Source organism: Parapedobacter sp. GCM10030251 (assembly GCF_042666505.1).
Classification (GTDB): Bacteria; Bacteroidota; Bacteroidia; order Sphingobacteriales; family Sphingobacteriaceae; genus Parapedobacter.
This window is the reverse complement of the sequence record NZ_JBHTDN010000001.1, coordinates 577,520-603,101: the sequence shown is the minus strand read 5'-3', so window position 1 is coordinate 603,101 and position 25,582 is coordinate 577,520. Positions and strand designations below refer to the sequence as shown.

23 protein-coding genes are annotated in these 25,582 nt (G+C 48.7%); 11 read left to right on the top strand and 12 right to left on the bottom strand.

Features of this window, described 5'->3' with window-relative positions:
* The first annotated feature begins 4 nt into the window (after positions 1 to 4).
* The 3 genes from ACFQRK_RS02530 (at position 5) to ACFQRK_RS02520 (ending at position 3,027) form a co-directional block, all read left to right on the top strand.
* Positions 5 to 769 carry a 5'-nucleotidase C-terminal domain-containing protein gene (locus ACFQRK_RS02530; protein ID WP_379003301.1) on the top strand — a complete coding sequence of 255 codons (765 nt, stop codon included), beginning with the start codon at positions 5 to 7 and terminating at the stop codon, positions 767 to 769.
* The gene (locus ACFQRK_RS02525) at positions 744 to 1,709 is read left to right on the top strand and encodes a bifunctional metallophosphatase/5'-nucleotidase (RefSeq protein WP_379003299.1); all 966 of its coding nucleotides are present in this window, start codon (positions 744 to 746) and stop codon (positions 1,707 to 1,709) included. The genes ACFQRK_RS02530 and ACFQRK_RS02525 overlap by 26 nt, the downstream gene beginning before the upstream one ends.
* Positions 1,710 to 1,824: 115 nt before the next feature.
* Positions 1,825 to 3,027, top strand: coding sequence for an MFS transporter (locus tag ACFQRK_RS02520; RefSeq protein ID WP_379003297.1), 1,203 nt, complete (start codon positions 1,825 to 1,827; stop codon positions 3,025 to 3,027).
* 12 nt (positions 3,028 to 3,039) lie between these two features.
* Here the strand turns inward: ACFQRK_RS02520 and ACFQRK_RS02515 are convergent, their stop codons facing one another.
* From ACFQRK_RS02515 to recR, 3 genes are read right to left on the bottom strand one after another with little or no spacing between them, the layout of a single operon-like run.
* Positions 3,040 to 3,858: an SDR family oxidoreductase gene (locus ACFQRK_RS02515; protein ID WP_379003295.1), complete on the bottom strand. Its 819-nt coding sequence runs from the start codon at positions 3,856 to 3,858 to the stop codon at positions 3,040 to 3,042.
* A complete protein-coding gene (locus ACFQRK_RS02510; RefSeq protein WP_379003293.1) occupies positions 3,846 to 4,661 on the bottom strand; it encodes a class I SAM-dependent methyltransferase in 816 nt (271 codons plus the stop codon). Before ACFQRK_RS02510 ends, ACFQRK_RS02515 begins: the two co-directional genes overlap by 13 nt.
* Positions 4,662 to 5,276 (bottom strand): recombination mediator RecR, encoded by a 615-nt coding sequence (gene recR, locus ACFQRK_RS02505; RefSeq protein ID WP_379003291.1) that lies wholly within the window; start codon positions 5,274 to 5,276, stop codon positions 4,662 to 4,664. It abuts the gene before it with no gap.
* 109 nt (positions 5,277 to 5,385) lie between these two features.
* Here recR and ACFQRK_RS02500 point away from each other — a divergent pair, with 109 nt between their 5' ends.
* The 5 genes from ACFQRK_RS02500 (at position 5,386) to mazG (ending at position 13,931) form a co-directional block, all read left to right on the top strand.
* On the top strand, positions 5,386 to 6,096 hold the full coding sequence (locus tag ACFQRK_RS02500) for a TIGR00730 family Rossman fold protein (protein ID WP_090630203.1): 711 nt from the start codon (positions 5,386 to 5,388) through the stop codon (positions 6,094 to 6,096).
* 671 nt (positions 6,097 to 6,767) lie between these two features.
* Complete coding sequence (gene clpB / locus ACFQRK_RS02495; protein ID WP_379003289.1) at positions 6,768 to 9,359, top strand: ATP-dependent chaperone ClpB; 2,592 nt, start codon at positions 6,768 to 6,770, stop codon at positions 9,357 to 9,359.
* A gap of 168 nt (positions 9,360 to 9,527) precedes the next feature.
* On the top strand, positions 9,528 to 10,466 hold the full coding sequence (locus tag ACFQRK_RS02490) for an alpha/beta fold hydrolase (RefSeq protein ID WP_379003287.1): 939 nt from the start codon (positions 9,528 to 9,530) through the stop codon (positions 10,464 to 10,466).
* 56 nt (positions 10,467 to 10,522) lie between these two features.
* Positions 10,523 to 13,039, top strand: coding sequence for an ATP-binding protein (locus tag ACFQRK_RS02485; protein WP_379003285.1), 2,517 nt, complete (start codon positions 10,523 to 10,525; stop codon positions 13,037 to 13,039).
* A gap of 88 nt (positions 13,040 to 13,127) precedes the next feature.
* Complete coding sequence (gene mazG, locus ACFQRK_RS02480; protein ID WP_379003283.1) at positions 13,128 to 13,931, top strand: nucleoside triphosphate pyrophosphohydrolase; 804 nt, start codon at positions 13,128 to 13,130, stop codon at positions 13,929 to 13,931.
* 3 nt (positions 13,932 to 13,934) lie between these two features.
* Here the strand turns inward: mazG and ACFQRK_RS02475 are convergent, their stop codons facing one another.
* Positions 13,935 to 15,035: a fatty acid desaturase family protein gene (locus ACFQRK_RS02475; RefSeq protein ID WP_379003281.1), complete on the bottom strand. Its 1,101-nt coding sequence runs from the start codon at positions 15,033 to 15,035 to the stop codon at positions 13,935 to 13,937.
* 159 nt (positions 15,036 to 15,194) lie between these two features.
* Between ACFQRK_RS02475 and trpS the strand changes: the two genes are divergently transcribed.
* From trpS to kdsB, 3 genes are read left to right on the top strand one after another with little or no spacing between them, the layout of a single operon-like run.
* The gene (trpS, locus tag ACFQRK_RS02470; RefSeq protein ID WP_379003279.1) at positions 15,195 to 16,190 is read left to right on the top strand and encodes a tryptophan--tRNA ligase; all 996 of its coding nucleotides are present in this window, start codon (positions 15,195 to 15,197) and stop codon (positions 16,188 to 16,190) included.
* A gap of 1 nt (position 16,191) precedes the next feature.
* Positions 16,192 to 16,806, top strand: coding sequence for a deoxynucleoside kinase (locus ACFQRK_RS02465; RefSeq protein ID WP_379003277.1), 615 nt, complete (start codon positions 16,192 to 16,194; stop codon positions 16,804 to 16,806).
* Between the two features lie 7 nt (positions 16,807 to 16,813).
* Positions 16,814 to 17,566, top strand: coding sequence for a 3-deoxy-manno-octulosonate cytidylyltransferase (gene kdsB / locus ACFQRK_RS02460; RefSeq protein ID WP_379003275.1), 753 nt, complete (start codon positions 16,814 to 16,816; stop codon positions 17,564 to 17,566).
* 30 nt (positions 17,567 to 17,596) lie between these two features.
* Here kdsB and ACFQRK_RS02455 read toward each other — a convergent pair whose 3' ends face one another.
* The 8 genes from ACFQRK_RS02455 to ACFQRK_RS02420 form a co-directional block, all read right to left on the bottom strand.
* Positions 17,597 to 18,442, bottom strand: coding sequence for a sugar phosphate isomerase/epimerase family protein (locus ACFQRK_RS02455; RefSeq protein ID WP_379003273.1), 846 nt, complete (start codon positions 18,440 to 18,442; stop codon positions 17,597 to 17,599).
* A gap of 53 nt (positions 18,443 to 18,495) precedes the next feature.
* Positions 18,496 to 19,392: an aldo/keto reductase gene (locus tag ACFQRK_RS02450; protein WP_379003272.1), complete on the bottom strand. Its 897-nt coding sequence runs from the start codon at positions 19,390 to 19,392 to the stop codon at positions 18,496 to 18,498.
* 21 nt (positions 19,393 to 19,413) lie between these two features.
* Positions 19,414 to 20,148, bottom strand: a complete 735-nt coding sequence (locus tag ACFQRK_RS02445) for an FKBP-type peptidyl-prolyl cis-trans isomerase (protein ID WP_379003270.1) — start codon at positions 20,146 to 20,148, stop codon at positions 19,414 to 19,416.
* A gap of 136 nt (positions 20,149 to 20,284) precedes the next feature.
* Positions 20,285 to 21,499 carry an MFS transporter gene (locus ACFQRK_RS02440; RefSeq protein ID WP_379003269.1) on the bottom strand — a complete coding sequence of 405 codons (1,215 nt, stop codon included), beginning with the start codon at positions 21,497 to 21,499 and terminating at the stop codon, positions 20,285 to 20,287.
* A gap of 31 nt (positions 21,500 to 21,530) precedes the next feature.
* Positions 21,531 to 22,208 carry a DedA family protein gene (locus tag ACFQRK_RS02435; RefSeq protein ID WP_379003267.1) on the bottom strand — a complete coding sequence of 226 codons (678 nt, stop codon included), beginning with the start codon at positions 22,206 to 22,208 and terminating at the stop codon, positions 21,531 to 21,533.
* A gap of 198 nt (positions 22,209 to 22,406) precedes the next feature.
* On the bottom strand, positions 22,407 to 22,883 hold the full coding sequence (locus ACFQRK_RS02430) for a lipocalin family protein (protein ID WP_379003265.1): 477 nt from the start codon (positions 22,881 to 22,883) through the stop codon (positions 22,407 to 22,409).
* Positions 22,884 to 23,030: 147 nt separating this feature from the next.
* Positions 23,031 to 24,365, bottom strand: coding sequence for a GH1 family beta-glucosidase (locus ACFQRK_RS02425; protein ID WP_379003263.1), 1,335 nt, complete (start codon positions 24,363 to 24,365; stop codon positions 23,031 to 23,033).
* Positions 24,366 to 24,368: 3 nt separating this feature from the next.
* On the bottom strand, positions 24,369 to 25,370 hold the full coding sequence (locus ACFQRK_RS02420; RefSeq protein ID WP_379003260.1) for a glycosyltransferase family protein: 1,002 nt from the start codon (positions 25,368 to 25,370) through the stop codon (positions 24,369 to 24,371).
* Between the last annotated feature and the right edge of the window lie 212 nt (positions 25,371 to 25,582).

Genomic DNA, 25,582 nt, shown 5'->3' with positions numbered 1-25,582 from the left:
CATCATGAAGTATTTTACCGCCAGAAGCTGCTTTGCATTGTTCACCATCGCCCTTGGTTTGGGAAGCACTTCGTGCCATCGCTATTTTTCGCCGCAAGGGCAAGCCTACACCCAGCTTCAAATTGACAGCACGCTGACAGGCGATCCTTCCTTTGTGCGGCTGTATGCGCCCTACCGACTGAAACTGGAAGCCGAAATGAGCCGTGTGGTTGGCCATACCGATGTGGACTTGACCAAACCCAGCAACGTACCGGAGACACGGCTCGGCAATTTTTTTGCCGATGCGTTACTGGCCGAAGGAAAAAAACTGTATCCGGATGCCGAGTTCTCCTTCGGCACGAAAGGCGGTCTGCGCATGGAATTGCAGAAAGGAGATATCACGGTCGGCAAGCTGTTTGAACTGATGCCCTTCGAAAACGAATTGGTACTGTTGGAGCTTTCGGGAGAAAATATCGAGCAGTTGGCTCAGTTCATTGCTGCCACCGGGGGACAGCCCGTGGCGGGGTTACGCATGCAAATCAAGGATGGCAAAGCAACGGGCATCACCATTGGCGGGAAGCCGCTGAACCCGTCGCGCACTTACAAATTGATCACCTACGATTACCTCGCCAATGGAGGCGATAATTCCCGTGGACTGAATAATCCGGTTAGCCGGATTAATCTCGGACAGAAGGTGCGGGACGCACTAATCACGTATGTCAGCGAACAAGCGCGGGCAGGTAATCACATTAATACACAACTCGATGAACGAATTATCCGCTATCAGTAGACGTTATTTTCTGAAACAAGCGGGTAAACTGGCCGCGCTTTCTGCAACGGGAGGGATTCCGTTGACTGCTTTGGCTGACGACGATCACGCCGCACTGACCATCCTGCACACCAATGATGTGCATAGCCGCATCGATCCATTTCCCATGGACGGCTCGCGCAACCAGGGATTGGGTGGCGTAGCACGCCGGGCGACGCTGGTGGAACGCATCCGGAAGGAACACCGCAATGTACTTTTGCTCGATGCAGGGGATACCGTACAAGGGACTCCTTACTTTAATCTCTTTGGGGGAAAAGTGGAACTGGAACTCATGAGCAAGATGCGCTACGACGCCAGCACATTGGGCAACCATGAGTTTGACAACGGACTCGAGGGCTTGGCCAAGATGCTCGCCTATGCTAAATTCCCTTTCCTTACGGCTAATTATGACTTCAGTAACACCCCCTTGAAAGGAAAGACACGTGATTATATAATTATTAAGAAACAAAGCCTTCGAATCGGGATATTCGGCTTGGGAATCCGACTGGCCGGGCTGGTCGACCCACACAACTACGGCGATACCCAGTATTTAGATCCCATCCATACCGCGAATACGTTCGCAGCGAGACTTAAGCACGACTATAAATGTAACCTGGTCGTCTGTTTGTCGCACCTGGGATATCGGTATGCGAATAATCAGGTTTCCGACCGAACACTAGCAGCCAATACGCGCGATATCGATCTCATCATCGGCGGGCATACCCATACGTTTATGCCCGAACCGGAACATATCCGCAATCTTGACGGACGGATGACCACCGTCAATCAGGTAGGGTTTGCGGGCATTAATGTGGGTAGACTTGATTATGTATTTGAGCGGCAGACCGGAAAAAAAACACTTGTAACGGCGGGGGCTTACAAGATTTCGGAGCGCCTGTCTTCCTTGACGGGCCACGGTTAATAGGATTTAGCAGATCAACGCCGATTTCTTGCCATCGCTCCGTAAACTAAGCGATTGAGCGACGTAAATCCGCCACAATCCGTGTAATTTATGTTATCCGATTTCTATCACGATCATGAAAGAACTTTTACGCATATACGTTGACTCATACAGAGGCTTGTCGAAATCTGCATGGATGTTGGCATTGGTCATGTTGATCAACCGTACCGGCGCCATGGTCCTCCCTTTCCTAAGCATTTATATGACCCAGGCACTGAACTTTACGATCAAGGAAGTTGGCGTTGTTCTGGCCTGTTTTGGACTGGGTGCCGTCACAGGCTCCTGGTTGGGGGGATGGTTAACCGACCGTTATGGTAATTTCTGGGTACAGACGTTAAGTCTGCTTATGTCTGCTCCGCTTTTTTTGGTGATTCCGCAATTTACGTCTGTCGAGGCGCTTGCGGGTATTATTTACGTGTTAAGTGTGACCACGGAATCCTTCCGTCCGGCCAATTCCGTTTCGGTAGCCCGGTATGCGAAGCCTGAAAACATTACGCGTGCATTTTCCCTTAACCGGATGGCCATCAACCTCGGTTTCTCCATCGGCCCGGCCTTGGGAGGCTTTCTGGCCTCATTTTCCTATAACTGGATTTTCTATGGCAACGCCCTGGGCGCCTTCGCGGCGACACTCACCTTCGTCGCCTTTTTTTATAACCGCAAAGGAAACGTCAAGGCGGGCCGTACTGAATCGGCTCACCCCCCTGCTCCCCTTACCCGGTCCCCCTATCGCGATGGGATTTTCTTATTATTCAGTGTACTTTGCTGCATCTATGCGATCTGCTTTTTCCAACTGTTAAGTACACTTCCCCTATTTTATCAAAAAGGCCACGCACTTACGGAAAGCCAGGTAGGAATTATTCTCGGGTTCAGCGGATTTGTGGTAGTTGTTTTCGAAATGTTACTTGTGCACATCGCAGAACGGCGTCTTTCCTATGCAAGCAGCATTTTCTGGGGAACCGCTTTGTGCGCCGTTTCTTTTGCGCTGCTTCCCATCCCTACAGGTTATTGGATACTGTACGTATCGATTTTTCTGATGAGCATTTCAGAAATTTTGGCTATGCCTTTTATGGCTTCGGTGGCGGTAAAACGCGCTTCGAAACAAAATCAGGGAGCGTATATGGGACTCAATGCATTGGCCTTTTCCGCCGCACATGTTTTTTCTCCATTCGTTGGCACCCACGTCGCCGATAACTATGGGTTCGACATCCTATGGTGGGGCACGGCGGTAGTACTGATCGCCATTTCAGGGGGACTCTATTTCGTCGTGAAGAAAATGTGAGGAATAGCTCATTTACTTCACCAGGGGATTTTTTTCCTTTGCAAAAAGTTTATACACCTGCTTATCCACCCAAGCCGGAAATAACTTATTCATCCACACGGCCAATTTACCCTGCCGGGTCATCACTAAGGTGCGCCTGCGCCGGACTACCCCCAGCACGATGCGTTCGGCGACCTCCTGGGCCGTCATCATTTGAGCTTCATCCATACTGGTCTCGCCGTGTGCGGCGCCTGCGGCGTCCAGCGCGGTTTGGCGGATATTGGAAGCCGTAAAACCTGGGCAAGCCAACATCACATGCAGCCCGGTTTTCAGATTTTCGACGCGAAGCGATTCCATAAATCCATGAATGGCAAATTTGGACGCCGAATAGCCGGTACGTCCGGGTAAACCCCGGAAACCCGCAATGGACGAGACAGCCACCACGGATCCCCCACTGCGAAGCAACTCGCCTATCGCATATTTGGTGCAATATACCGTACCCCAGAAATTGACATCCATTAGTCTGTGTAATACGGCCAAATCCAATTCCCCAAAGAGCGCCCGCATGCTAATGCCTGCATTGTTCACCAATACATCCACGCCGCCGAAGGTAGTCACGGCCTGCTGGATGAGTAGTTGGCAATCGGCTTCCTTTGCCACGTCACACTGCACCGCCAGGGCGCGTATGCGATAATTTGTTTCCAAAGACTGAGCAAGGGTACATAAATCAACATAACGCCTTGCAGCCAACACGAGGTTGGCACCTTGCTGCGCAAATACTTCCGCACAGGCCAATCCGATACCGGACGATGCACCCGTGATAATGACCGTTTTGTTTTTCAATTCGTCCACCGACTGTTTTTATGAAGGGCCTCCAATGCGTACACCATCGGTATTTTACTACCCAGGTGCGCAATCCTGAACTTTCCCGGCTCGTATTCAACCGTATGTTGAAAACAGTTATAGGGGGAATAGTCAAATTCTTCAAAGGAACGAAGTTCAAGTCCCGCATTCACGATGGCCTGCAGCACTTTTCCTATTCCGTGGTTCCAGCAGACATATTGCGTCTCCAGGGGCGCCTCACGGTCGGCATACGTACCCGATTGGGTCTCGACAAACGCCTCTGAACTGGAGTAAGGATAGGCAATCTGGACAAAATCATCGTCAAACATCCATACCACCGGGTGGAATTCCACAAACACAAACCGCCCGCCCGGCTTTAGAAAATGCGACACAACCGCCCCCCACCTATCCAGATCGGGCAGCCATCCGATGGTACCGTAGCTGGTGAACACGATATCAAACTGCCCACCCAATTGATTGGGCAGATCATAAACATCGCAACAGATAAAATCTACCGATACCCCGGTCCGTTCGGCAAACAGCCGGCCTTTTTCAATGGCTCTATCCGAAAGGTCAACAGCAGTCACGGAAGCCCCCATTCGAGCCAGCGAGATACTGTCTTGGCCAAAATGACATTGTAAATGGAGCACGGATTTTCCCGTAACGTCGCCTAATAACCTGAGTTCAATTGAGTTTAACGTCGATTTTCCCTTAAGGAATCGTTCATTGCCATAAAAATCCGATTGGATATGTACATCCACCCGATCGTTCCAGGATTGCCTGTTCTTGCCGATATAATCCAACTCTTCCATTTAGGCAATACTCCGTTCATAAGGCACGCGGGTGGCAATAGAGCGCCCCAGGGTTACCTCATCCACATATTCCAATTCGCCACCGAAAGCGATACCCCGGGCAATTGTACTGATCTGTATGCCAAAATCTTTGAGCTTCTTATACAGGTAAAAAATAGTCGTATCTCCTTCCATGGTTGCGCTTAAAGCAAGGATCACTTCATGAATTCCCCCCTTTTCCAGACGGCTAACTAAGCTGTCAATCTGGAGGTCCGACGGGCCGATGCCATCCATCGGCGATATCAGTCCACCCAATACGTGGTATACGCCGTGATATTGATTCGTATTTTCGATGGCCATCACGTCGCGCGTATCCTCAACCACACAGATCAGCCCCTTATCACGCTTATGCGAAGCACATATCTCGCAAATTGTGTGATCGGAAATATTATGGCACGTCGTGCAATACCGGATTTCCTGTTTCAGGCGATTCAACGCTTCGGTAAACCGCATGACATCGGCTTCAGGCTGTTTCAGTAGGTGCAGCACGAGGCGCAAGGCCGTCTTCTGCCCTACCCCGGGCAAACGCCCAAATTCCAGCACCGCCTGTTCCAGCAACTTCGAAGAAAAGTTCATGATGCAAAGATACATTTTTAGGCCGGAAACTCGGTAAAACGCGATGGCACACCGCGTTCTATCCATTGAGTGAAAATTATTACATTAGCGAAAATCAAAATTACCAACTATGGCAAGAACACGAGAAGATAAAATCATGCGGGCCTTTGAAAACAAGACCTGGCAGGAGATCAAGGTGAAGGATTCCTGGCAGATTTTCAAAATCATGGCTGAGTTCGTCGATGGATTCGAAAAACTGGCAAAAATAGGCCCGTGTGTATCGATGTTTGGGTCGGCGCGCACGCCGCAGGACCATAAGAATTATCAGCTAGCCGAAGACATCGCCCGATTGCTTACCGAGCGCGGTTACGGAGTCGTATCGGGCGGTGGACCGGGCATTATGGAAGCCGCTAACAAAGGCGCGTACGAGGCAGGCGGAAAATCGGTGGGTATTAACATCGAGCTCCCGTTTGAGCAATTCCATAACCCCTATATCGATCGAGACAAACTCCTTCAGTTCAATTATTTCTTTGTCCGGAAAGTCATGTTCATGAAGTACTCCCAAGGGTTTATTGTCCTGCCGGGAGGATTCGGCACGATGGACGAGCTCTTTGAGGCCATTACCTTGATACAAACCGGTAAAATTGCCCGGTTCCCGATCGTATTGGTTGGCCAAGACTACTGGGGCGGCCTTTTCGATTGGGTAAAAAACAGAATGTTGGAAGAAGGGAATATCAGCCCCGAAGATCTTAATTTGTACCGCCTGGTGGATACTGCTGAAGAGGCGGCTGGCCATATCTTCCGGTTCTACGATAAGTATCTGCTCAAACCGAATTTTTAAAGTGGAACTCATGCCGCTCATTATCGACGGCAGTCTGAATAGTACCCGCTGAAAATGCAGCCCCTTAAAGGTACACAACAGGTACATAACAAGTACAGATTAGGTATATATATTTTAAGGAATACACCGATAAATGCTCCCTAGAATATGGACCGTACAGGCTATAAACCTAGTTTCCCCTATTTCCCTGCCGCGGGCGAATACCCGTCATCGGGCTCTCCGCCATCTCCGTTGTGCGGCCTCTGGTCGTTATACTGCTTGTCATTCATCGCCTGACGGCAGAAATGAGTATAAAAATTTACACAATTTATATTAAGTTGTAACGGTTATAATATATTAAAAGCACCAATTATAGTATTTTTATAGTGAAAAAGACGATAAAAAGACGATAAATACGCGGTAAAAAGACTTTAAATTATAATGATATAACTGGTATTTTAAAGCTTTTGATCTAGCCTAATCCTGGAAAATAGTTAATCTCTCCTCTGCTGTTTTCCCGAACGGGTTCAACAATTGCACTTGCTCCGACTTCCTGCTATTTTTTCATATAATCTACTAACAAACAGACAATTATTCAGTATCATCTGAACAAATCAGGACAAAATTTCCGATTCCACAATCAAATTACCTATGGTACTTGTTTTGATTACACATGGATAAATTTGACGATTATGAATTTCAACAATTATACAATAAAAGCCCAGGAAGCCATCCAAAAGGCATCCGAGATTGCGGTGGGCAACCAACAGCAATCCATCGAAACAGCACACCTGCTGAAGGGATTGTTGCTGGTGGATGAAAACGTGGTAAGCCATCTGCTTAAAAAGTTGAATGTAAACGTAAAACATGTTGAGGAAGAACTCGATAAACAGATCGGTACGTTTCCAAAAGTAAGCGGCAGTAACATCTACCTCGCCTCATCGGCCAATAATGCGCTGCAAAAAGCCCAATCTTATCTGAAGGAATTCAAAGATGAGTTTGTCTCCATAGAACATATTTTACTGGGAATCCTGAATGCGGGCGACAAAACCGCCTCGCTTCTGAAGGATCAAGGCGTAACGGAAAAAGACCTGAAAAAAGCGATCAGCGATTTACGGGGCAATGCTCGGGTGACCGACCAGAATGCAGAGGCCACTTACAACGCACTTAACAAATACGCACGAAACCTCAACGAGTTTGCCGAATCAGGAAAGCTGGATCCCGTTATTGGTCGCGACGAAGAGATCCGGAGAGTGATTCAGATTTTATCGCGCCGTACCAAAAACAATCCGATCCTTGTGGGGGAACCGGGAGTGGGAAAAACTGCGATCGCCGAAGGTATCGCCCATCGGATCATCAAGGGGGATGTGCCCGAAAACCTGAAAACCAAGACGGTCTTCTCACTGGACATGGGTGCCCTCATTGCCGGAGCTAAATATAAGGGCGAATTTGAGGAACGTCTCAAAGCCGTTGTGAAAGAAGTAACCCAGAGCGATGGGGAGATTATTCTCTTTATCGACGAAATCCATACGCTGGTTGGTGCTGGAGGTGGCGAAGGAGCTATGGACGCTGCAAACATCCTGAAACCGGCCCTGGCCCGCGGCGAGCTACGGGCCATCGGGGCCACCACACTGAACGAATACCAAAAATACTTTGAAAAGGACAAGGCGCTGGAACGCCGCTTTCAAAAGGTAATGGTGGAGGAACCCGACACGCAGGATGCGATTTCCATCTTACGTGGTTTGAAGGAACGATATGAAACCCATCACAAGGTGCGTATCCTCGACGAGGCGATCATCGCGGCGGTAGAACTTTCACAGCGTTACATTGCAGATCGCTTCTTGCCCGACAAGGCCATCGACCTCATGGACGAAGCAGCTTCCAAGCTCCGGCTCGAAATGGACTCCGTGCCCGAAGCGGTCGACGAAATTGAGCGCCGCATCATGCAACTGGAAATCGAACGGGAGGCCATCAAACGCGAGAAGGATGCGAAGAAGGTCGACGAGCTGAGTGAGGAAATTGCAAACCTTAGTGCCGAGCGGGATTCGCTGCGGGCAGCATGGCAAAGCGAAAAAACACTGGTAGATAACATCAACCAGGAATTAGAACAAATCGAAAACTACAAAATAGAGGCCGACCAAGCCGAGCGGGCCGGCGATTATGGCCGGGTAGCCGAAATCCGGTACGGCCGGATCAAGGAATCACAGGACAAGGTTGAGGTACTCAAAAAAGAGCTGGCCGAAAAGCAGAGCGATAGCCGGATGCTGAAGGAAGAAGTTACGGCCGAGGATATTGCAGGCGTGGTATCGCGGTGGACCGGCATTCCGGTTACCAGAATGGTACAGAGCGAACGTGACAAATTGCTGCATCTTGAAGAAGAATTACACAAGCGGGTAGCGGGCCAGGAAGAGGCTATTGAGGCCATTTCCGATGCGATCCGACGCTCTCGTGCAGGCCTCAGCGACAAACGACGGCCCATCGGTTCGTTTATCTTCCTGGGTACCACCGGCGTGGGAAAAACCGAATTGGCAAAGGCGCTGGCGGAGTTTCTATTCAACGATGAGCAATCGATGGTCCGTATCGATATGAGCGAGTATCAAGAGCGGCATTCGGTCTCCCGCCTTATTGGCGCCCCTCCGGGATATGTGGGATACGATGAAGGCGGTCAGCTCACAGAAGCCATCCGGCGGAGACCTTATGCAGTGGTGCTACTGGACGAGATCGAGAAAGCACATCCCGACGTCTTCAACATCCTGTTGCAAGTGCTGGATGACGGGCACCTTACGGACAACAAAGGCCGGATCGTGAATTTCAAAAACACGATCATCATCATGACGTCCAACATCGGATCGCATCTCATTCAGGAAAATTTCAGCCAGCTGGACGACGGAAATAAGGACGAAATCATGGCCAAAACGCAAAGTGAGGTATATGAGCTGCTTCAGAAGACTATACGACCCGAATTTCTTAACCGGATTGATGAAGTAATCATGTTTGCCCCGCTTAGCCGCGAAGAGCTTGGTAAGATCGTACAAATGCAATTTGCTAACGTACAAAACCAACTTGCCGAAATGGGTATTCACCTTAGCGCAAGCGAAGAGGCGTTGGACTGGCTAGCACAATTGGGATACGACCCTCAATACGGTGCCCGTCCGCTGAAACGGGTTATTCAAAAGCACATTTTGAATGAACTCTCAAAAGAGATCCTGGCGGGCAAGATCGACAAAGAAAGCCATATCAAGCTGGATATGTTCGATAATAAATTTGTGTTTCTGAATCAATAGCCGTACCGGCCATCCATCATCACCGATACATGTCGGCTATCAACACGAAGTTGGTAGCCGATTTTTTTGGTGGTGCGTGTCATTATCTGCCCCTGCAATTGTCGCATATGCACAGTAAGCGGCGAACTATTGTTGCCGAAATTTGTCGTATACAAAATAACAAGACATATGAACAAGCTTCTCAGAACCGGCCTTTATCTTACTACGGTTACCCTAGTAACGGCCTCGTGCCAACCCAAATCGCCAAAAGATCAAAACCTGTCGACGGAACCGCAAGATACCGTTAGCGCCCGGTACACAGCACCAGTGGATAGCGGCTATGCCGCGGTGAACGGGTTAAACCTGTACTATGAGGTATATGGTCAAGGAAAGCCGCTCGTATTGCTCCACGGATCTTTTATGAATATACCTCTGAACTGGGGGCACATCATTCCGCTGTTGGCAACCGACCGGAAACTAATTGTGCCCGAAATGCAGGGGCACGGCCGAACGCGGGATATACCCCGTGAACTTAGCTATGAAGGCATGGCAGACGACGTGTCCGCACTGCTTACCCACCTCGATATAGACAGCGCGGACATATTGGGGTATAGTATGGGCGGCGGGGTGGCATTCCAAACCGCTGTGCGTCACCCGGAACAGGTTCGCAGACTGGTAATTTTGTCAGGTACGTATACGCACGACGGGTGGTGGCCTGACGTAGAAGCCAGCTTCGGTACGTTTACCGCAGATATGTTCGAGGGTTCCCCCATTAGAACGCAGTATGACAGCCTGGGAAATGACCCGGCCCATTTCCCGGAATTCGTAAAAAAGGTAATCGGCATAGACCTCAAGCCCTATGATTGGTCGGCGGACGTTAAAAACATTCAAGCCCCCATCTTTATGGCCATTGGCGATGCCGATGGAGTGCAATATGAGCATGCGCTGGAACTATTCCGGGCAAAAGGGGGCGGGAAAATGGGCGATATACACGGACTGCCCAAGTCGAGGCTTGCCATCCTACCGGGCACAACCCATATCGGCATGATGCAGCGGACGGATTGGCTGATACCGATGATTACCGATTTTTTGGATTCCGATCTTCGTTCAAATCCACCTACATTCTAACCTCAATCATTTTTAGCATAATTTTTGGTAACTTTACGTAAAATCGGGAATTAGTCATGCCGACCCAAAATATACAATCCACGGGAAGTGTGCGGCGCAAGGTCATTTTTGTGTTTGTCTCTTGCGCGATTGCATTGGTATTGGCATGGGTGATCAGCCGCGTGGCCTTCACGGAAATGATGGACACCGTGGACAGCATTACGACTCCCGATCCCAAATTAGAACATGTGAGCCGGATATCCAGAGATATCATGCGGCTGGACCAATTGCAACGTTCCCAAGCGTTTCTGGAAAACGGCACTTCTTATAAGAGCTTTTCACGGGAATCGGCTAAAATCCTATTATCGTTGGACTCCCTTAGTCACTCATACGAAGGAAGTGCCGTACAACAAGCCCGGATTGATTCGATCAAGGCGTTGCTGCAGCAGCGGGACAACCTGTTCAAATCTTACGTAAAGGTACGAGAAAAGGTGGTGGATAGCCGCGAGTTTTCGGAACAATTGCAGTCTCTTAGTAGTATTTTATACGAACCGGCACCCGACAGCAAGGTGGTGACCACCGAACGTAAACGCCGCACAACTACCATTGCCGGAGACACCAGCGCAGTAACCCAAATACCTATCGATAGCGATGACCGCGGCTTTTTCTCCCGCCTTTTCGGACGTAAAAAGCAGGAACAGCCCCTACCCGTCGTAGAAGAGCGACGGATGGTGGAGGAAGAATTGGAAACCATAGTCGATACCATCCGGGGCACCCGACGCGATAGCACGCTGGCCCGTATCGATAGCGCGGTTCAGCGCTTCGAGACACTTCAGCAGCAACAGCGAGAACAATTCGTAAGCCGGGAAATGGAACTGACCATTGCCAGTAATGCCTTAATCAGTAACATGCTCAGCATCCTTCATTCTGTAGAAAATGAAGCGATGCAGCAAATGGAAATAGACAATCAACAGGCCATGTCGGTCGTAAATGATAGCGTTTGGCGAATAAGCGCGATTATCCTGGCATTTTTCGTCATCACGGCCATTATGCTGTACTTAATCCTGGGGGATATCCGCCGTAACAACGCCTACCGATTAGCGTTGGAAGCAGCAAAAGAGGAAGCGGAATATCATGCCGCTGCCAAACAGCGCTTCCTCGCCAACATGAGCCATGAGCTGCGTACGCCACTTCAATCCATCATCGGTTATTCGGAACAGTTGAAGCAGGAACATTCGGAGGAAGATGCCAAAATTGATGCGATCTACCAATCGTCAGAACACCTTCTTCAAATCGTCAATGAAATTTTGGACTACAGCCGGATTACCTCGGGCAAGATTGTGCTCAACGAAAAGCCTTTCTCCGTGGAAGATTTGGCGAACAACGTGGTTGCGGTGATGAAGACGCAGGCACAGACCAAGGGGTTGACGTTGGAGTTCAATACCCGGATTCTGGGATTCGGGGAGGTGATCGGCGATGCTTTCCGGATCAAACAGATCTTGTTCAATCTGTTGAGTAACGCCATCAAATTTACCGATCGGGGTAAGGTGACCCTCAACGTGAGCACGGTGGTCTACGCGGAAAAGACCGAATTAAACATTGTTGTGAAAGACACCGGCAAGGGAATACCTGCGGACGACCTGGATCGCATATTCAACGACTTTGAGCAATCGGAAAATGCCAACTCGGGAGAACATTTCGGCAGCGGACTGGGATTGAGTATTGTCAAGGCGATCTGTGAAAGTATGCAGGGCGATATCCGCGTGGAAAGCAAAAAAGGGTATGGATCGGTTTTCAAAGTGAATCTTCCGCTTAAAACAGCGAGTTCCCTAACTCCCGAAAGGACTCCCAATGCTGTTCAACAGGCTCAAAAACCATTTGAGGGACGTGTATGGATCATCGACGATGACCGCCTGATCCTGGGGCTCTGCAAAAATATACTCAGCAAATATCACGTTTCCTATCGCTGCTTCACCTCTCCTACCGAAGTATTATCGGCCGACTGGGACCCGCTGGTTAAAACCGTCTTGATGGACATCCGGATGCCTGAAATGAACGGGATGCAGCTAAACCGCGAATTGCGTAAAAAGATCGGAACGGAGGATGTAGCGATCTATGCATGTACGGCGCAGGTACTGCCCGAAGAGCAGGAGCACATCCTCGCTCAGGGATTTGACGGATTGTTGCTCAAACCGTTCAAGGAGGCGGACTTGCTGCGCTTGCTGAATATAACGCTTCCGCTGACCGCATCAACGCAAACGCGCACAACCATCCAGCAATTTGCCGACGACGAAAAGCAAACCAATGATATCATCGCCCTGTATATCCGTGACACGACCGACGATATCAGCGCGTTGAAAGAAAACTATCGAACTCAGGATTTACCGGGCGTCGAATTGCTTTTGCATCGCCTTGCCGGACGCACCGCGCAAATCGGTGCCGACAAAATTGCCTTCCAGCTACGGAAAATGGAAATCGACGTCCGCAATAACGAATTACCTGAGCGAACTGCGCTGGAAGGTATCGTTAGCCAACTTACGGACCTGATATTGCAACTGCAAATACAGGGAGTCCGCCAGGAAGCAAGCGTTTAAAGAAACTTAGCGTTCTTCGACGAGTTTGCAGCCCAAGCATGCACCGCGGCTACGTTGAATTCACTATCTTTGCCCAAAAACAACATATATGCCCCATACCCCGCCTTCCCCCCAGCAAACGCCCGCCAAAGCATTTGAACGTCTATTAACGGTGCTCAATACCCTGCGGACGGATTGCCCATGGGATCGGAAACAAACCATGGAATCCCTGCGCCATCTCAGCATTGAGGAAATGTACGAACTGGGTGACGCCATTCTGGACAACGATCTCCCCGAAGTAAAAAAGGAATTGGGTGACCTGATGATGCATCTCGTATTTTATGCCCGCATTGCGGAGGAACAAGGAGCTTTTGACATCGTCGATGTATTGAACACCGTATGTGAGAAGTTGATTTCCCGGCATCCGCATATCTATGGGGATGTGGACGTCCGTAATGAAGACGAAGTGAAGCGCAATTGGGAGCAGCTCAAACTCAATGAAGGGAACACCTCTGTATTGGCCGGGGTACCTCGCTCGCTACCCGCGCTCGTAAAAGCTTACCGGATACAGGATAAGGTACGTGGCGTGGGATTCGATTGGGAAGAGAAAACGCAGGTATGGGAAAAAGTGGAAGAAGAATTGGCAGAGTTCAAGCGCGAATTTGACGTTTCCCAAGCACAAGCCATCAATACCGAAAGGGCTGAAGCTGAATTCGGTGACCTCCTGTTTTCGCTGGTCAATTACGCCAGGTTTGTGGGCATTAACCCTGAAAACGCGCTGGAACGGACCAACAAAAAATTCATCAAACGTTTCGCCCATCTCGAAGCCCGTGCAAAAGAAACTGGCAGGAACCTGAAAGAGATGACGCTTGCGGAAATGGACGTTTTTTGGGAAGAGGCCAAAAACCTGTAAAAACTATAATTCGCCGTGCTGAAATAAATTTTCAGCAGCCCCCTGTTTCTTCAGCAACACAAAATGTGACCGTACGGCCTTGATTGCCGGATAACATGTGTACGGTAAGTTATATTCCTTAGCATACCGCTTGATAATCGGCGTGATATACGGATAATACGTATGTGCCACATGCGGAAATAAATGGTGCGCTACGTGATGCGTAAAGCCACCAAACAGGAAATTAGCCAAGGGGTTATCCGCACTGAAGTCTTTGGTCACCATCATCTGATGTTCCGCCCAGGTTACGTCCATCTTCCCGTCTGCCGGCGGCAAGGGGAAAATCGCTGTCTCATCTACGTGGGTGGAGATTAACGCAATAACCCCTAGCAAGCTTCCGAAAATATGCATGCACAACCACCCCAGCACGACGACATACCAAGGTTGGCTCAGCACCATAATGGGGACGCCAACCAAATAAAACAGATTGAAGATTTTCGCCGCAAACAATTTGTAATACTCAATACGCGGAATTTTCATAATCCGTTTTACATAATTGTCCTTCGTGCCGAAAAAATCCTTAAAATCACGGATGAATAACCAATTGAGTGTATACAGCGGGTACAACAGAAACATGTAAATATGTTGATACCGGTGCTGATTCAGGTATTCGCTGTCCGGAAATATCCGTACCAAGTCGCTCTGCTTGATGTCGGTATCCCAATGCTGGATATTCGGGTAAGGGTGATGAAGCACGTTATGCCGTTTTCCCCAAAGCCAACTGTTGCTTCCGAAAAACTCGAGCACATACATGAACCGCTGGTTATGCTTCCGCTTTTTAAATACAGCGCCATGGGCGGCATCGTGGAATGCATTAATGAACAGCATAATCATCGAAAAACCCAGCAGGATGTAAAACAGAAACAACAGCGGGGTATGATTTCCGAATAACAATATACACGAATAAAATCCAACATAAAGGAAAAGCAACAAATAGGTTTTCAGTACATTCCGACGCTGGATGCGCTTATCACCCAACACCTTCTCCTGCACTTCTTTTTGGAGTTTCTTAAAAAAGTCATCCGGTCCCGGCTTTCTGTATGTCGGTTTTACAAGTGTTTCCATATTCACCGATTTATTCCATTGAACGACAAAAATAACGATAATAGCCCATAAACACGCCACTAAACAATGATTTGATTATCCACATTGACAATACAATGACCAATCGCCCGCTCCGGCTTATTCAAATTAGCGGATAATTTCCGTATTTTCGCCGCCATTATGGAAACAGTTGTAAGCGGTATCCGCAGTACCGGGAAGCTTCATTTGGGAAACTACTACGGCGCAATCAGAAACTTTGTTAAAATGCAGCATGAATACAATTGCTATTTTTTCATTGCTGATCTGCATTCACTGACAACCCACCCCACGCCGGAAGATTTGTACGCCAATGTCCGGCAGGTTATGGTGGAGTACCTCGCTGCAGGTATCGATCCGGAAGTGGCTACGATTTACATCCAATCCGATGTGCCAGAAGTGGTAGAACTCTATCTATACCTCAACATGAACGCCTATATCGGTGAACTGGAACGGGCAGCATCCTTCAAGGATAAGGTACGTGCGAATCCGGACAACGTCAATGCCGGACTGCTTACGTATCCGGTCCTGATGGCGGCAGACATCCTGCTGCACCATGCGGTCAAAGTTCCCGTAGGCAAAGACCAGGAACAGCACCTGGAAATGACGCGTACATTTGCCAATCGATTTAACCGTTTGTATCGGACCGATTATTTTACCGAACCCCATGCCTTTTCATTTAGCAAACAGCTTGTCAAAATACCGGGGTTGGACGGGAAAGGAAAGATGGGCAAATCCGAAGGCGAAGGTAACGCCGTGTATTTATCTGACTCGCCGGAAACGATCCGGAAGAAAGTGATGCGGGCGGTGACAGACAGCGGACCAACCGTTCCGAACCAGCCAAAACCGGAAGCGATCCAAAACCTCTTCACGTTGATGGAAGCCGTGTCCACTTCCGACACGGTAGCCCATTTCAACGAATTGTATGATACCTGTCAAATCCGCTACGGGGATCTCAAAAAGCAATTGGCCGAAGACATGATTGCAGCCACCGCCCCTGTCCGGGAACGCATCCATGATATTTCCAATGATAACGACTATATTAGCAAAGTAATCAGATACGGAAATGAAAAGGCACGGGAAAGTGCTCGTAAAACCGTAGCCGAAGTTCGCGAAATCATCGGTTTTAGGAAGTTTTAGCATGCACATTGCCATCGTAGGAAATATCGGAGCCGGAAAAACAACGCTTACCAAGCTGTTGGCCGACCACCTCAAATGGGAACCGCAATTCGAGGCGGTTGATGACAATCCTTATCTGGAAGATTTTTACAGCGATATGAAACGCTGGGCATTCAACCTGCAAATCTATTTTCTGAATAGCAGGTTCAGGCACATCGTTCAATTGCAGCAAAAGGAAACCAACATTATCCAAGACCGGACGATTTACGAAGACGCCTACATTTTTGCCGAGAACCTGTACGACATGGGCTTGATGAGCGCCCGCGATTTCGAGAATTACAGCAATATTTTTGAGAGCATCATTTCTTATATCAAACCGCCCGATTTGCTTATATACCTTAGGGCGTCCGTCCCTACGCTGGTGGAAAACATTCAGACCCGGGGACGAGAATATGAAGCAAACATACGGCTGGATTACCTGTCCAAGCTGAATGCCAAGTATGAGAAATGGATCAAGAATTACAAAGACGGAAAATTACTCATTTTGGACAAAGACAAACTCGACTTCGCCAACAATCGGGATGACCTGGGGTTTGTGATCCAGAGGATAGAAACCGAATTGTTTGGTTTGTTTTAGCATTCCCATGTCCCCAAGTAAAACCATCGGTATTATTCCCGCTCGCTACGCTTCCAGCCGTTTTCCCGGAAAGCCCCTTGTAGACATTGCAGGGAAGAGCATGATCCAGCGTGTTTATGAACAGGCCATCAAAAGTAAGCGGCTGGACGAAGTCATTGTTGCCACAGACGACGAACGCATACAAGAACACGTACGATCTTTCGGAGCGCCGGTCGCAATGACAGCCGAAGCTCATCAAAGTGGAACGGATCGCTGTGCAGAAGTGATCGCCCTGACACCCGGATTCGACATAGCCATCAATATACAGGGTGATGAGCCGTACATCGATCCGGAACAGATCGATTTATTGGTCGATTGTTTTCAGAAGCCCGAAGTACAGATTGCCACCCTGATCAAACGGATCACCACCATGGATGTACTATTCAATCCGAATATTCCGAAAGTGGTGATCGATAGCACTGGAAAAGCCATCTATTTCAGTAGGCAGACCATTCCCTATTTCCGCAATGCGCCTTCGCAGGATTGGCCCTATTCACACACTTATTACAAACACATCGGCATCTACGGATACCGGACAGAAGTCTTGGCTGAGTTGACAAAACTCCCGGTTTCTTCCCTGGAACGCGCGGAATCGCTGGAACAGCTTAGATGGCTGGAAAACGGCTATCACATCCAGACTGCCGAGACCTCCTTTGAAACACTTGCGGTGGATACCCCCGAAGATCTGGAAAAACTGCTTGCGCAAAAAAAGCCACAATAGTGTGGCTTTTTGGCATAACTTGCGACAGATTTATTGCGTAAGGATTGCACGGAAGTTTTTCACACTTGCGGCCACATCGCCGACGTTGTTTTCCCAGTTGTGTTCGTATTCAGCTGAGATATTCCCTTTAAATCCCTGTCTTTTTAATTCGGCTATTACCGCTTTGACATCGCACACGCCGGTACCCCAATGTACATCGTGTGCATTGCGCGATTTCTCGGATAAGTCCTTAAAATGCAAACTGACAAGATGGCCTTCGTATTGCTTCAGGCTGGCCACTGGATCCAAGCCGGATCTCACCCAGTGTCCGATATCGGCGCAGGCGCCTACGTAGGGGCTATTGGCCTTCGCTACCGCAGCCAACACCACTTTCGGATCCCAATAGTGTGAGGGTTGCGGGTGGTTATGGATGCCCAATTTGATTTTATATTGATTGGCAAGCTGACCAATCAAGGGCATAAACTTTTCATCGGGTTCGGAATTGATTACCTTAACACCCATTGCCTTGGCAAACTCAAATATCTGTTTCCATTCCTCCTCGGTATTGCCGTTTACCACACCGAATGCACACAGCTTCACCTTTTTCTTCTTTAATGCGCGTAAAATCGCCTTACGTTGGGCTGCGTCCATTTTATAATCCATCGTTCCTTCCATTCCTCCACCCAGTTTCTGTCCGGGATAGGCTTCCACACTATGTAAACCGGCTTCCAGTGTCTTATCGACGGCTTCAAAAAAACTAAACCGATTGAACGAATAGGTCTGTGCGGAAAGGTACCAGTCCAACTTTTTTTCCGGTTGCTGGGCATATGACGTCGTTATACCGGCAGCGAGCATAACAAACCCCACGATGGTTACTAATCTTAACTGCTTTTTCATTTTGAGTGTTTATTGATTTCTAATCTGTTTTTTGCGTTTGCTCCAATTTGGCATTACCGATGCAGGTCGTAGTGAAATGACCGCACCGACTGACGTAATGTTGCCCGATGCACATCGGAAAGCGGCTTGGCATGGCGCAGCGCCAGAATTGCATCGTCCAATTGCGCCGAGGTGCGCATTCCTAATGCCGCTGTAGCCACCGCCGGATGCGCCCAAACGTATCCCAGCGCCACCTCCAATTTGCTCAACCCCGACTCCGTGGCTACCTTTGCCAAGGTTTTTGCAGCCCGGGCTACTTCGCCGTCGGTATATTGCAGATAGTTCGCCGCCGGCTTGCCCAGCAGCAGTCCCTGCGCAACGGCACCCCGGCAAATTACGCCGATGCCATGTTGATGCAGCAGATCCAATAGGGCTTCTTCCGGTCGGCGGTCAAGCAAACTGTACTGCATCATGACACTGACGATGTTCGAGCGCTTCACGTATTCCCGGATCACGTTAGGCCGGATTGACGAAATACCATACCAGCGGATCTTCCCCTGCTTCTTCAGCAACTCGAAGGCTTCTATGGTTTCGTCAATCGGATCATCAATCGTACCGCCGTGCAATTGGTACAGATCGATGTAATCGGTTTTAAGCCGTCTTAGGCTTTGTTCAGCGCATTTCAGAATGTACGCCTTGCTCGGGTTCCAATCCCATCCGGTGCCATCGGGTCGCCATTGGTTGCCTACCTTGGTTGCCAGAATAACCTCCTTACGTATGGGCTTTAGCGTTTCCCCCACATAAAGCTCATTCAATCCCTTTTGATATAAATCCGCTGTGTCGAAAAAATTGATACCTGCCTCCGCGGCTTTCCGCAGCAGATCCCTGTACAAAGCTGCATTTTCACCCAGTGACATGCAACCGAAGCTTACGGGGCTGATCTGTAAATCGGATGTACCTAACGGATTCATTTCCATACGTTACCTGGGAAATTAGTTAGCCGGCTCCTCGATGGAATCAGTTACACTGGGCGCTTGTGTTGCCTTTTTTACCGAAATGAGCTCAACGTCAAATATCAGGGCGCTGTAAGGCGGAATATCCTGTCCGGCTCCCCGTTCTCCATATCCGAGATTATAGGGTATGTAAATGCGATATTGAGCGCCTTGCGGCATCAGTTGGATTCCCTCCTGCCAGCCTTCGATGACCCGGTCAAGTGTAAAGGTAGCGGGTTCACCCCGGTCGATTGAACTATCGAACACCTTGCCATCACTGAGCTGTCCCTTATAGTGCACCGTAACGGTGTCTGAAAGTGTGGGCTTCACCCCGGTCCCCTGACGAATAACCTCGTATTGAAGGCCCGAGGACGTGGAAACCACGCCGGGTTTCACCTTATTACTTTCCATAAATGCATCGGCTTTTTGCTTTAGTTGCGCATTCATCTTTTCGCGTGCGGCCGTAATGGCCTCCATAATCAGCTCACGCTCCTCGGTTTCGTCAAAGTTGGCCGCTTTTCCGGTCAATACATCGGTCACCGCCTGGGCCAAAACGGTAGCGTTTAACTCTTCAATACCCGTTCGTTTCAGGTCCCGGGCAATCGAAGCGCCGAAAGCGTACGCTATGGAATCAGCACGACTTTTTAATGGAATTGCGGTGTGGGGCTGTTGGGCATATGCCGAACCGGCAGTCAGTACCAGGCAACCGGCGGCTGCCATACGTAAAAAATTCATCGAAAAAATAATTAGTCGTGTCAAATATACACACTTATTTTTGTCCATTGCCGTTTTCTTCAAATTATTGATGAGCCTATTCTAACATCAGGCAGATTTCCTAACGTTGTTCAAGCCGCCTGCCTTGATTAAAGAGCTAACGTGACCGTTTGGCAAGGTTCGGTAAAAACGCGGCGACAATACCAATCAGCGGCAAAAACGCACATAAGTGATATACGTAATCGATCCCGTGGTGATCCGCGAGTTTTCCCAACACGGCCGAACCTATGCCGCCCATGCCGAATGCAAACCCAAAAAACAGTCCCGACACCATTCCGACATTACCGGGCAACAGTTCCTGGGCATAGACCAGAATGGCTGAAAATGCAGAGGCGATAATCACCCCGATCACAAAGGACAAAATAACGGTCCAAAACAAGTTGGCATAAGGAAGGGCTAGCGTAAATGGTGAAGCACCGAGAATGGAAATCCAGATTACATATTTCCGCCCGATCCGATCCCCTACCGGTCCGCCGATCATCGTACCCGCCGCGACCGCAAAAAGAAAGACAAATAAATACAATTGGGAATGCTGAACGGAAACTCCGAATTTATCCATCAGATAGAACGTATAGTAGCTGGTAAGGCTAGCCATGTAAAAATATTTGGAAAAAATCAGCACCAGCAATACAACGATGGACAAGATGACCGTTCCACGGGGCAGCGATTGGTGTGTGACCTCCTTGATTTTATGCTTACGAAGGATATAATTACGAATGGACTTGGGTTTATACCATTTTCCAATCCGGTAAAGAATTACAATGGCAGCCAATGCCGCAAACGAAAACCAGATGACATTAAATTGGCCAAAAGGCGCAATCAGCATTGCCGCTAACAACGGACCGATGGCACTACCTGCATTTCCGCCTACCTGAAACAACGACTGGGCAAAACCACGTCTGCCACCAGACGCTATATAGGCCATACGGGAAGCTTCGGGGTGAAATACGGAAGATCCTGCCCCCACAAACGCTACCGCAACGAGTATCCAGGAATAGCTGGATGCAAAAGCCATCATCACCAATCCGGCAAGGCTGAACCCCATACCCACCGGCAGGGCGTAGGGATACGGTCGGCTATCGGTAACCACGCCTACCAATGGCTGCAGTAAGGACGAGGACAACTGAAAAATCAAGGTAATTACACCGATTTGCGAAAAGCTCAGATGAAAAGAGTCTTTAACGATCGGATAAATAGCCGGAATGAGCGACTGGATGGTATCGTTGAGCAGATGCGAAAAACTCAGCGCGAATAATACGGGGTAAATGGTTGCGGAAGCCTGTTTGGTAGCCGCTGCTGTGTCGGTATCCATGAGCACAAAATAAAATAAGATTTGTGCAAAGCTAATACTCTTCTTCCAAAACTTGTTCGTTTACCGGTACGACTTTTTTCTTTCTTCCCGTAATCATCTTAACCAGTACGGGCGCGGTAGCAGCGATGACGATCCCCATAATTACGTATTCAAGGTTTCGCTGTACCCAATCATTTTCACCCAGCAGATAACCCAGCGTAACCAAGCTACCAACCCATAGGATGCCGCCAACTACGTTGTAAAATGCAAATTTTTTGAAATCCATTTCGACGATACCGGCAACAATGGGAGCAAATGTCCGCACTACGGGGAGAAAACGCGCAAGAATAATGGCTACCCCACCTCTTTTTTCGTAAAACTCCTGGGCACGGAAGATGTACTCTTTTTTGAAAAGCCAGTTGTCTTTCATCTTGAGTAAGCGGTGCCCAAAATATTTACCGCTCCAGTATCCCAAAAAGTTACCCGCGATACCGGCTGCCGAAATCAGCGCGATCCAATACAACAGTGTCAATACGGAATCTACCGGCCCCAGTGTGAGGTTGGCGATAATAATACCGGCAATGAACAAAATCGGGTCTCCGGGAAGGAAAAAACCAACCAGGATTCCGGTTTCCGCAAAGACAATAAACAACAATAAATACAGTCCACCATGTGCAACAATCCAATCAGGATTGGTTAGGTTGTTCAAAAAATCAAGAAACTCCGCCACTGACTATCTAAAAATATAACACGCAAAGAAATGTACGAATGCTGGAAAATTCCTGTACAAAATCGTGCCATGATGAGCAAGTCGGATTATTTTTCAGCGTTGGTGAGATTGAAATGTCATTGAGGTGACAAACACTCAAAAAAAGCGGCAGCAAAAACCCCGGGGTTTTGCTGCCGACAAAAAAGGTAAAAAAGTCGATCAGTTGGCCTTCTTTAGATAGATCTCAGCCTCATACCGTTCGGTTTGGGGGGCCGCATCGTCTCCTTCGACATTCGCATGCCCCTCGATAAACCACTCCATATCCGTCGCGGTCAATTTTTTGATTTGAATAACCGCAAATGTCCCGTCAACGTCGTTGACCGACAACGTCTTGCCGCCGTTGGACAAGGAATAGGTTGTTTCGATTGTCCCATCGATATCATCCCCTGTGACACGAACCCGGTTTTCATCGATAAACTGAATACGCATATCAAAGGTGAAACCATCATCCGGATTTTCGGTATCAATTTCGTACGACAATTCACCGCCGATGTATTCGCGTTCAACTGCTCTCACTGCCTCCCAGGTACCGATCAACGGATGGTCTTCTTCTATCGTGGGGTTTCCCTTTTTTGAGCATGAACCAAGCGATATCAAGAGCGCGCCAAAAAACAGATAGGTTAGTAAATGTTTCATTTTTTTGTTTTAGTAATGAATGGATTCTGATTTCTGATATTTACCAGAGACAAAATAACGGGAATTACACACGTCATCCAATACCCAATAGTAGGTATTTCCGAGGGATTAACACCTAAGCGCAGCGAATGGGTGAGTTTGCGGCGGTTATCGGGAGAGAAAAGTGCGATACCATTTCCCAGAATCTTTTACGATCCGCTGTTGTGTATCGAAATCTACATGAACCAAGCCGAACCGCGCATGGTAACCTTCGGCCCATTCAAAGTTATCGGTAAGCGTCCAAACGAAGTAACCATGGACATTCAGCCCGTCCTGTTTTGCCCGAAGTACCTGGGCAAGATGGTCTATCAGGTATTGTTTCCGCTCCGCGTCTTTTACCTGACCATCCAACACCGTATCTGCAAATGCCGCCCCATTTTCCGTGACGATCAGCTTGGGAATATTCGGATATGAACTAAATTTCTTAATCATTTCATAAATGGCCGGCGGAAACACCTCCCACCCCATGGCTGTGATGGCAGGCACCTTGCGTTTTATAGCCGGCACCAGCCGTGCCTGCAGATATGGCACAAACGGGGAACTTGCCACGACTTCGCGCGTATAATTTTGGATGCCTATAAAATCAAAATCAAACGGCAAGGCCTTTTCATCTTCGGCCTGCATATACTTCTCGATGGCGGCCAACGCTTTCAAATCGGCGGTAGGATACCCCAATCCAAGAACCGGCTCAATAAACAGCCGGTTAATCAGTGCATCGGCCCGTATCGCGGCGTCAACATCGCGGCGGCGACTGCTTGCCGGGTGGATGCTCGAACAGGAAAACGTAGTACCAACTTCGCCATTCTGCACTTCCGACCGAATGAGACGGCCTATCCGTCCCATAGCGAGTGCCGCATGATGTGCTGCTGGAAAGAAATTGCGGACCCCGGTTAACCCCGGCGCGTGGACGCCAAAAAAATAGCCTGCACCGGTAAAGACGGCAGGTTCATTGAGTACCATCCAACGCTTCACCCGGTCACCAAGACGACTGACAACATACCCAGCGTATTCCTCCATCCACGACAGAATGTCGCGGTTGGTCCACCCGCCTTTCTCTTGAAGCGCCTGTGGCAGGTCCCAGTGATAGAGGGTAACCCAAGGCGTAATTCCCTGCTCCAGACAACCGTCCACCACCCGATTATAGAAGTCCAACCCTTTCAAATTGGGTTTTCCCACGCCCTTCGGAAAGACACGTGGCCAAGCGATGGAAAACCGGAAATTGGGAATGTTCAGTTTCCGCACCCATGCGATATCCTGCTGATAGCCATAATAAAAATTACACGCCGTACAAGCATGCTGCGCACCTTTGATTTTTCCTTTCCGGTTCGTGAAAACATCCCAAATGGATGGCCCTTTGCCGTCGGCATCCCAGGCTCCCTCTGTCTGGAAGGCGGCGCTGGAAACACCCCATTCGAAATGGGGTCCGAAATCTTCTTTTACCATAGACTACACAACTGTTTTAGGCAGGTGTACCTCCAATAAATCATCAACGATTGCCTGCGTGCAATCGGGATAGTCTACCGCAACGGCATGTCTGCTATTGAGCCACGCTTCAATCGCGACATCGTTTTTGGGTTTCAAACTTTTAATCACGGGAACCCCCAGTTCCCCTAACGCAGCGGCATTAAGGTGCTGTTCGTATTGGTTTTTCATGGGAACAACCAATAGCTTTTTGCGGAGGTAAAGCGCTTCGGCCGGTGTCTCGAAGCCCGCACCGCACAGCACACCTGCGGAGGTCGCCATGCTCTGGATGAATTTTTCATTGGCAATGGGCTGAACACTCACGTTGCGCAATACAAACGGCGTTTTGTTGTGCTTTGAAAACACTTCCCACCGGATATCGGGAAAACGCATCAATTGCTTAAGCAATCGAGCATCGTCATATGCCGGAAGATAAACGGTATAGTGGCCGAGGTCCCTTACATCCAATCGGCGTACCTGCTGACGGATGACCGGGGTGAATATTCGATCATTATACCGCTTGAAATGAAAGCCATAGTTAATCGATGCCGGCGCGTAATTACGCATAATAAACTTCCCCAGCATATCCTGGTCTTTGGGTTTGGGTGCCTGGACGTCCATTGCTGCAGCCTGGTGGCTAAGGCCGATGCATAACTTTTCACGGGTGCTACAGGCCCAAGCCGATATCGGTTCAAAGTCGTTTATGACCAAGTCGTAATTTTCGATAGGCAATGTATTAACCTCGTGGACTAACCGCCTAACGGTAGAACTCATAAAAGTTTTCCAGAGATCTACTCCACCCTTTTTCCCAAAAATAAAGCTAAGGCCATGCATGCGGTATTTTACAGCAAACGGCAGTTCCAGATCGGCTTGGATTCCGCTTACCAATACATCTACGTCAGCCCGCTTCTGAAGACACGGAACGACATCCATTGCCCTGCTGAGATGCCCGTTTCCCGTCCCCTGTACTGCGTAAAGTATTTTCATAGTTGAAAGTTGAAAGCTATTAACTTCCCTTTTCAGTGCCTGAATGCAGACGCCAAAAAACGCAAAAAAATACGGCTTTTCAAACTTGTGAACCAATGAATTAATTTCTTCATTACCCTATGTGTTAATTTATATTCTAATAACGCCAACTTAGGTTACTTCACTGTTAAAAACGGATAAACAATTTGTAATCTTTCCTTCCTTATTTTAGT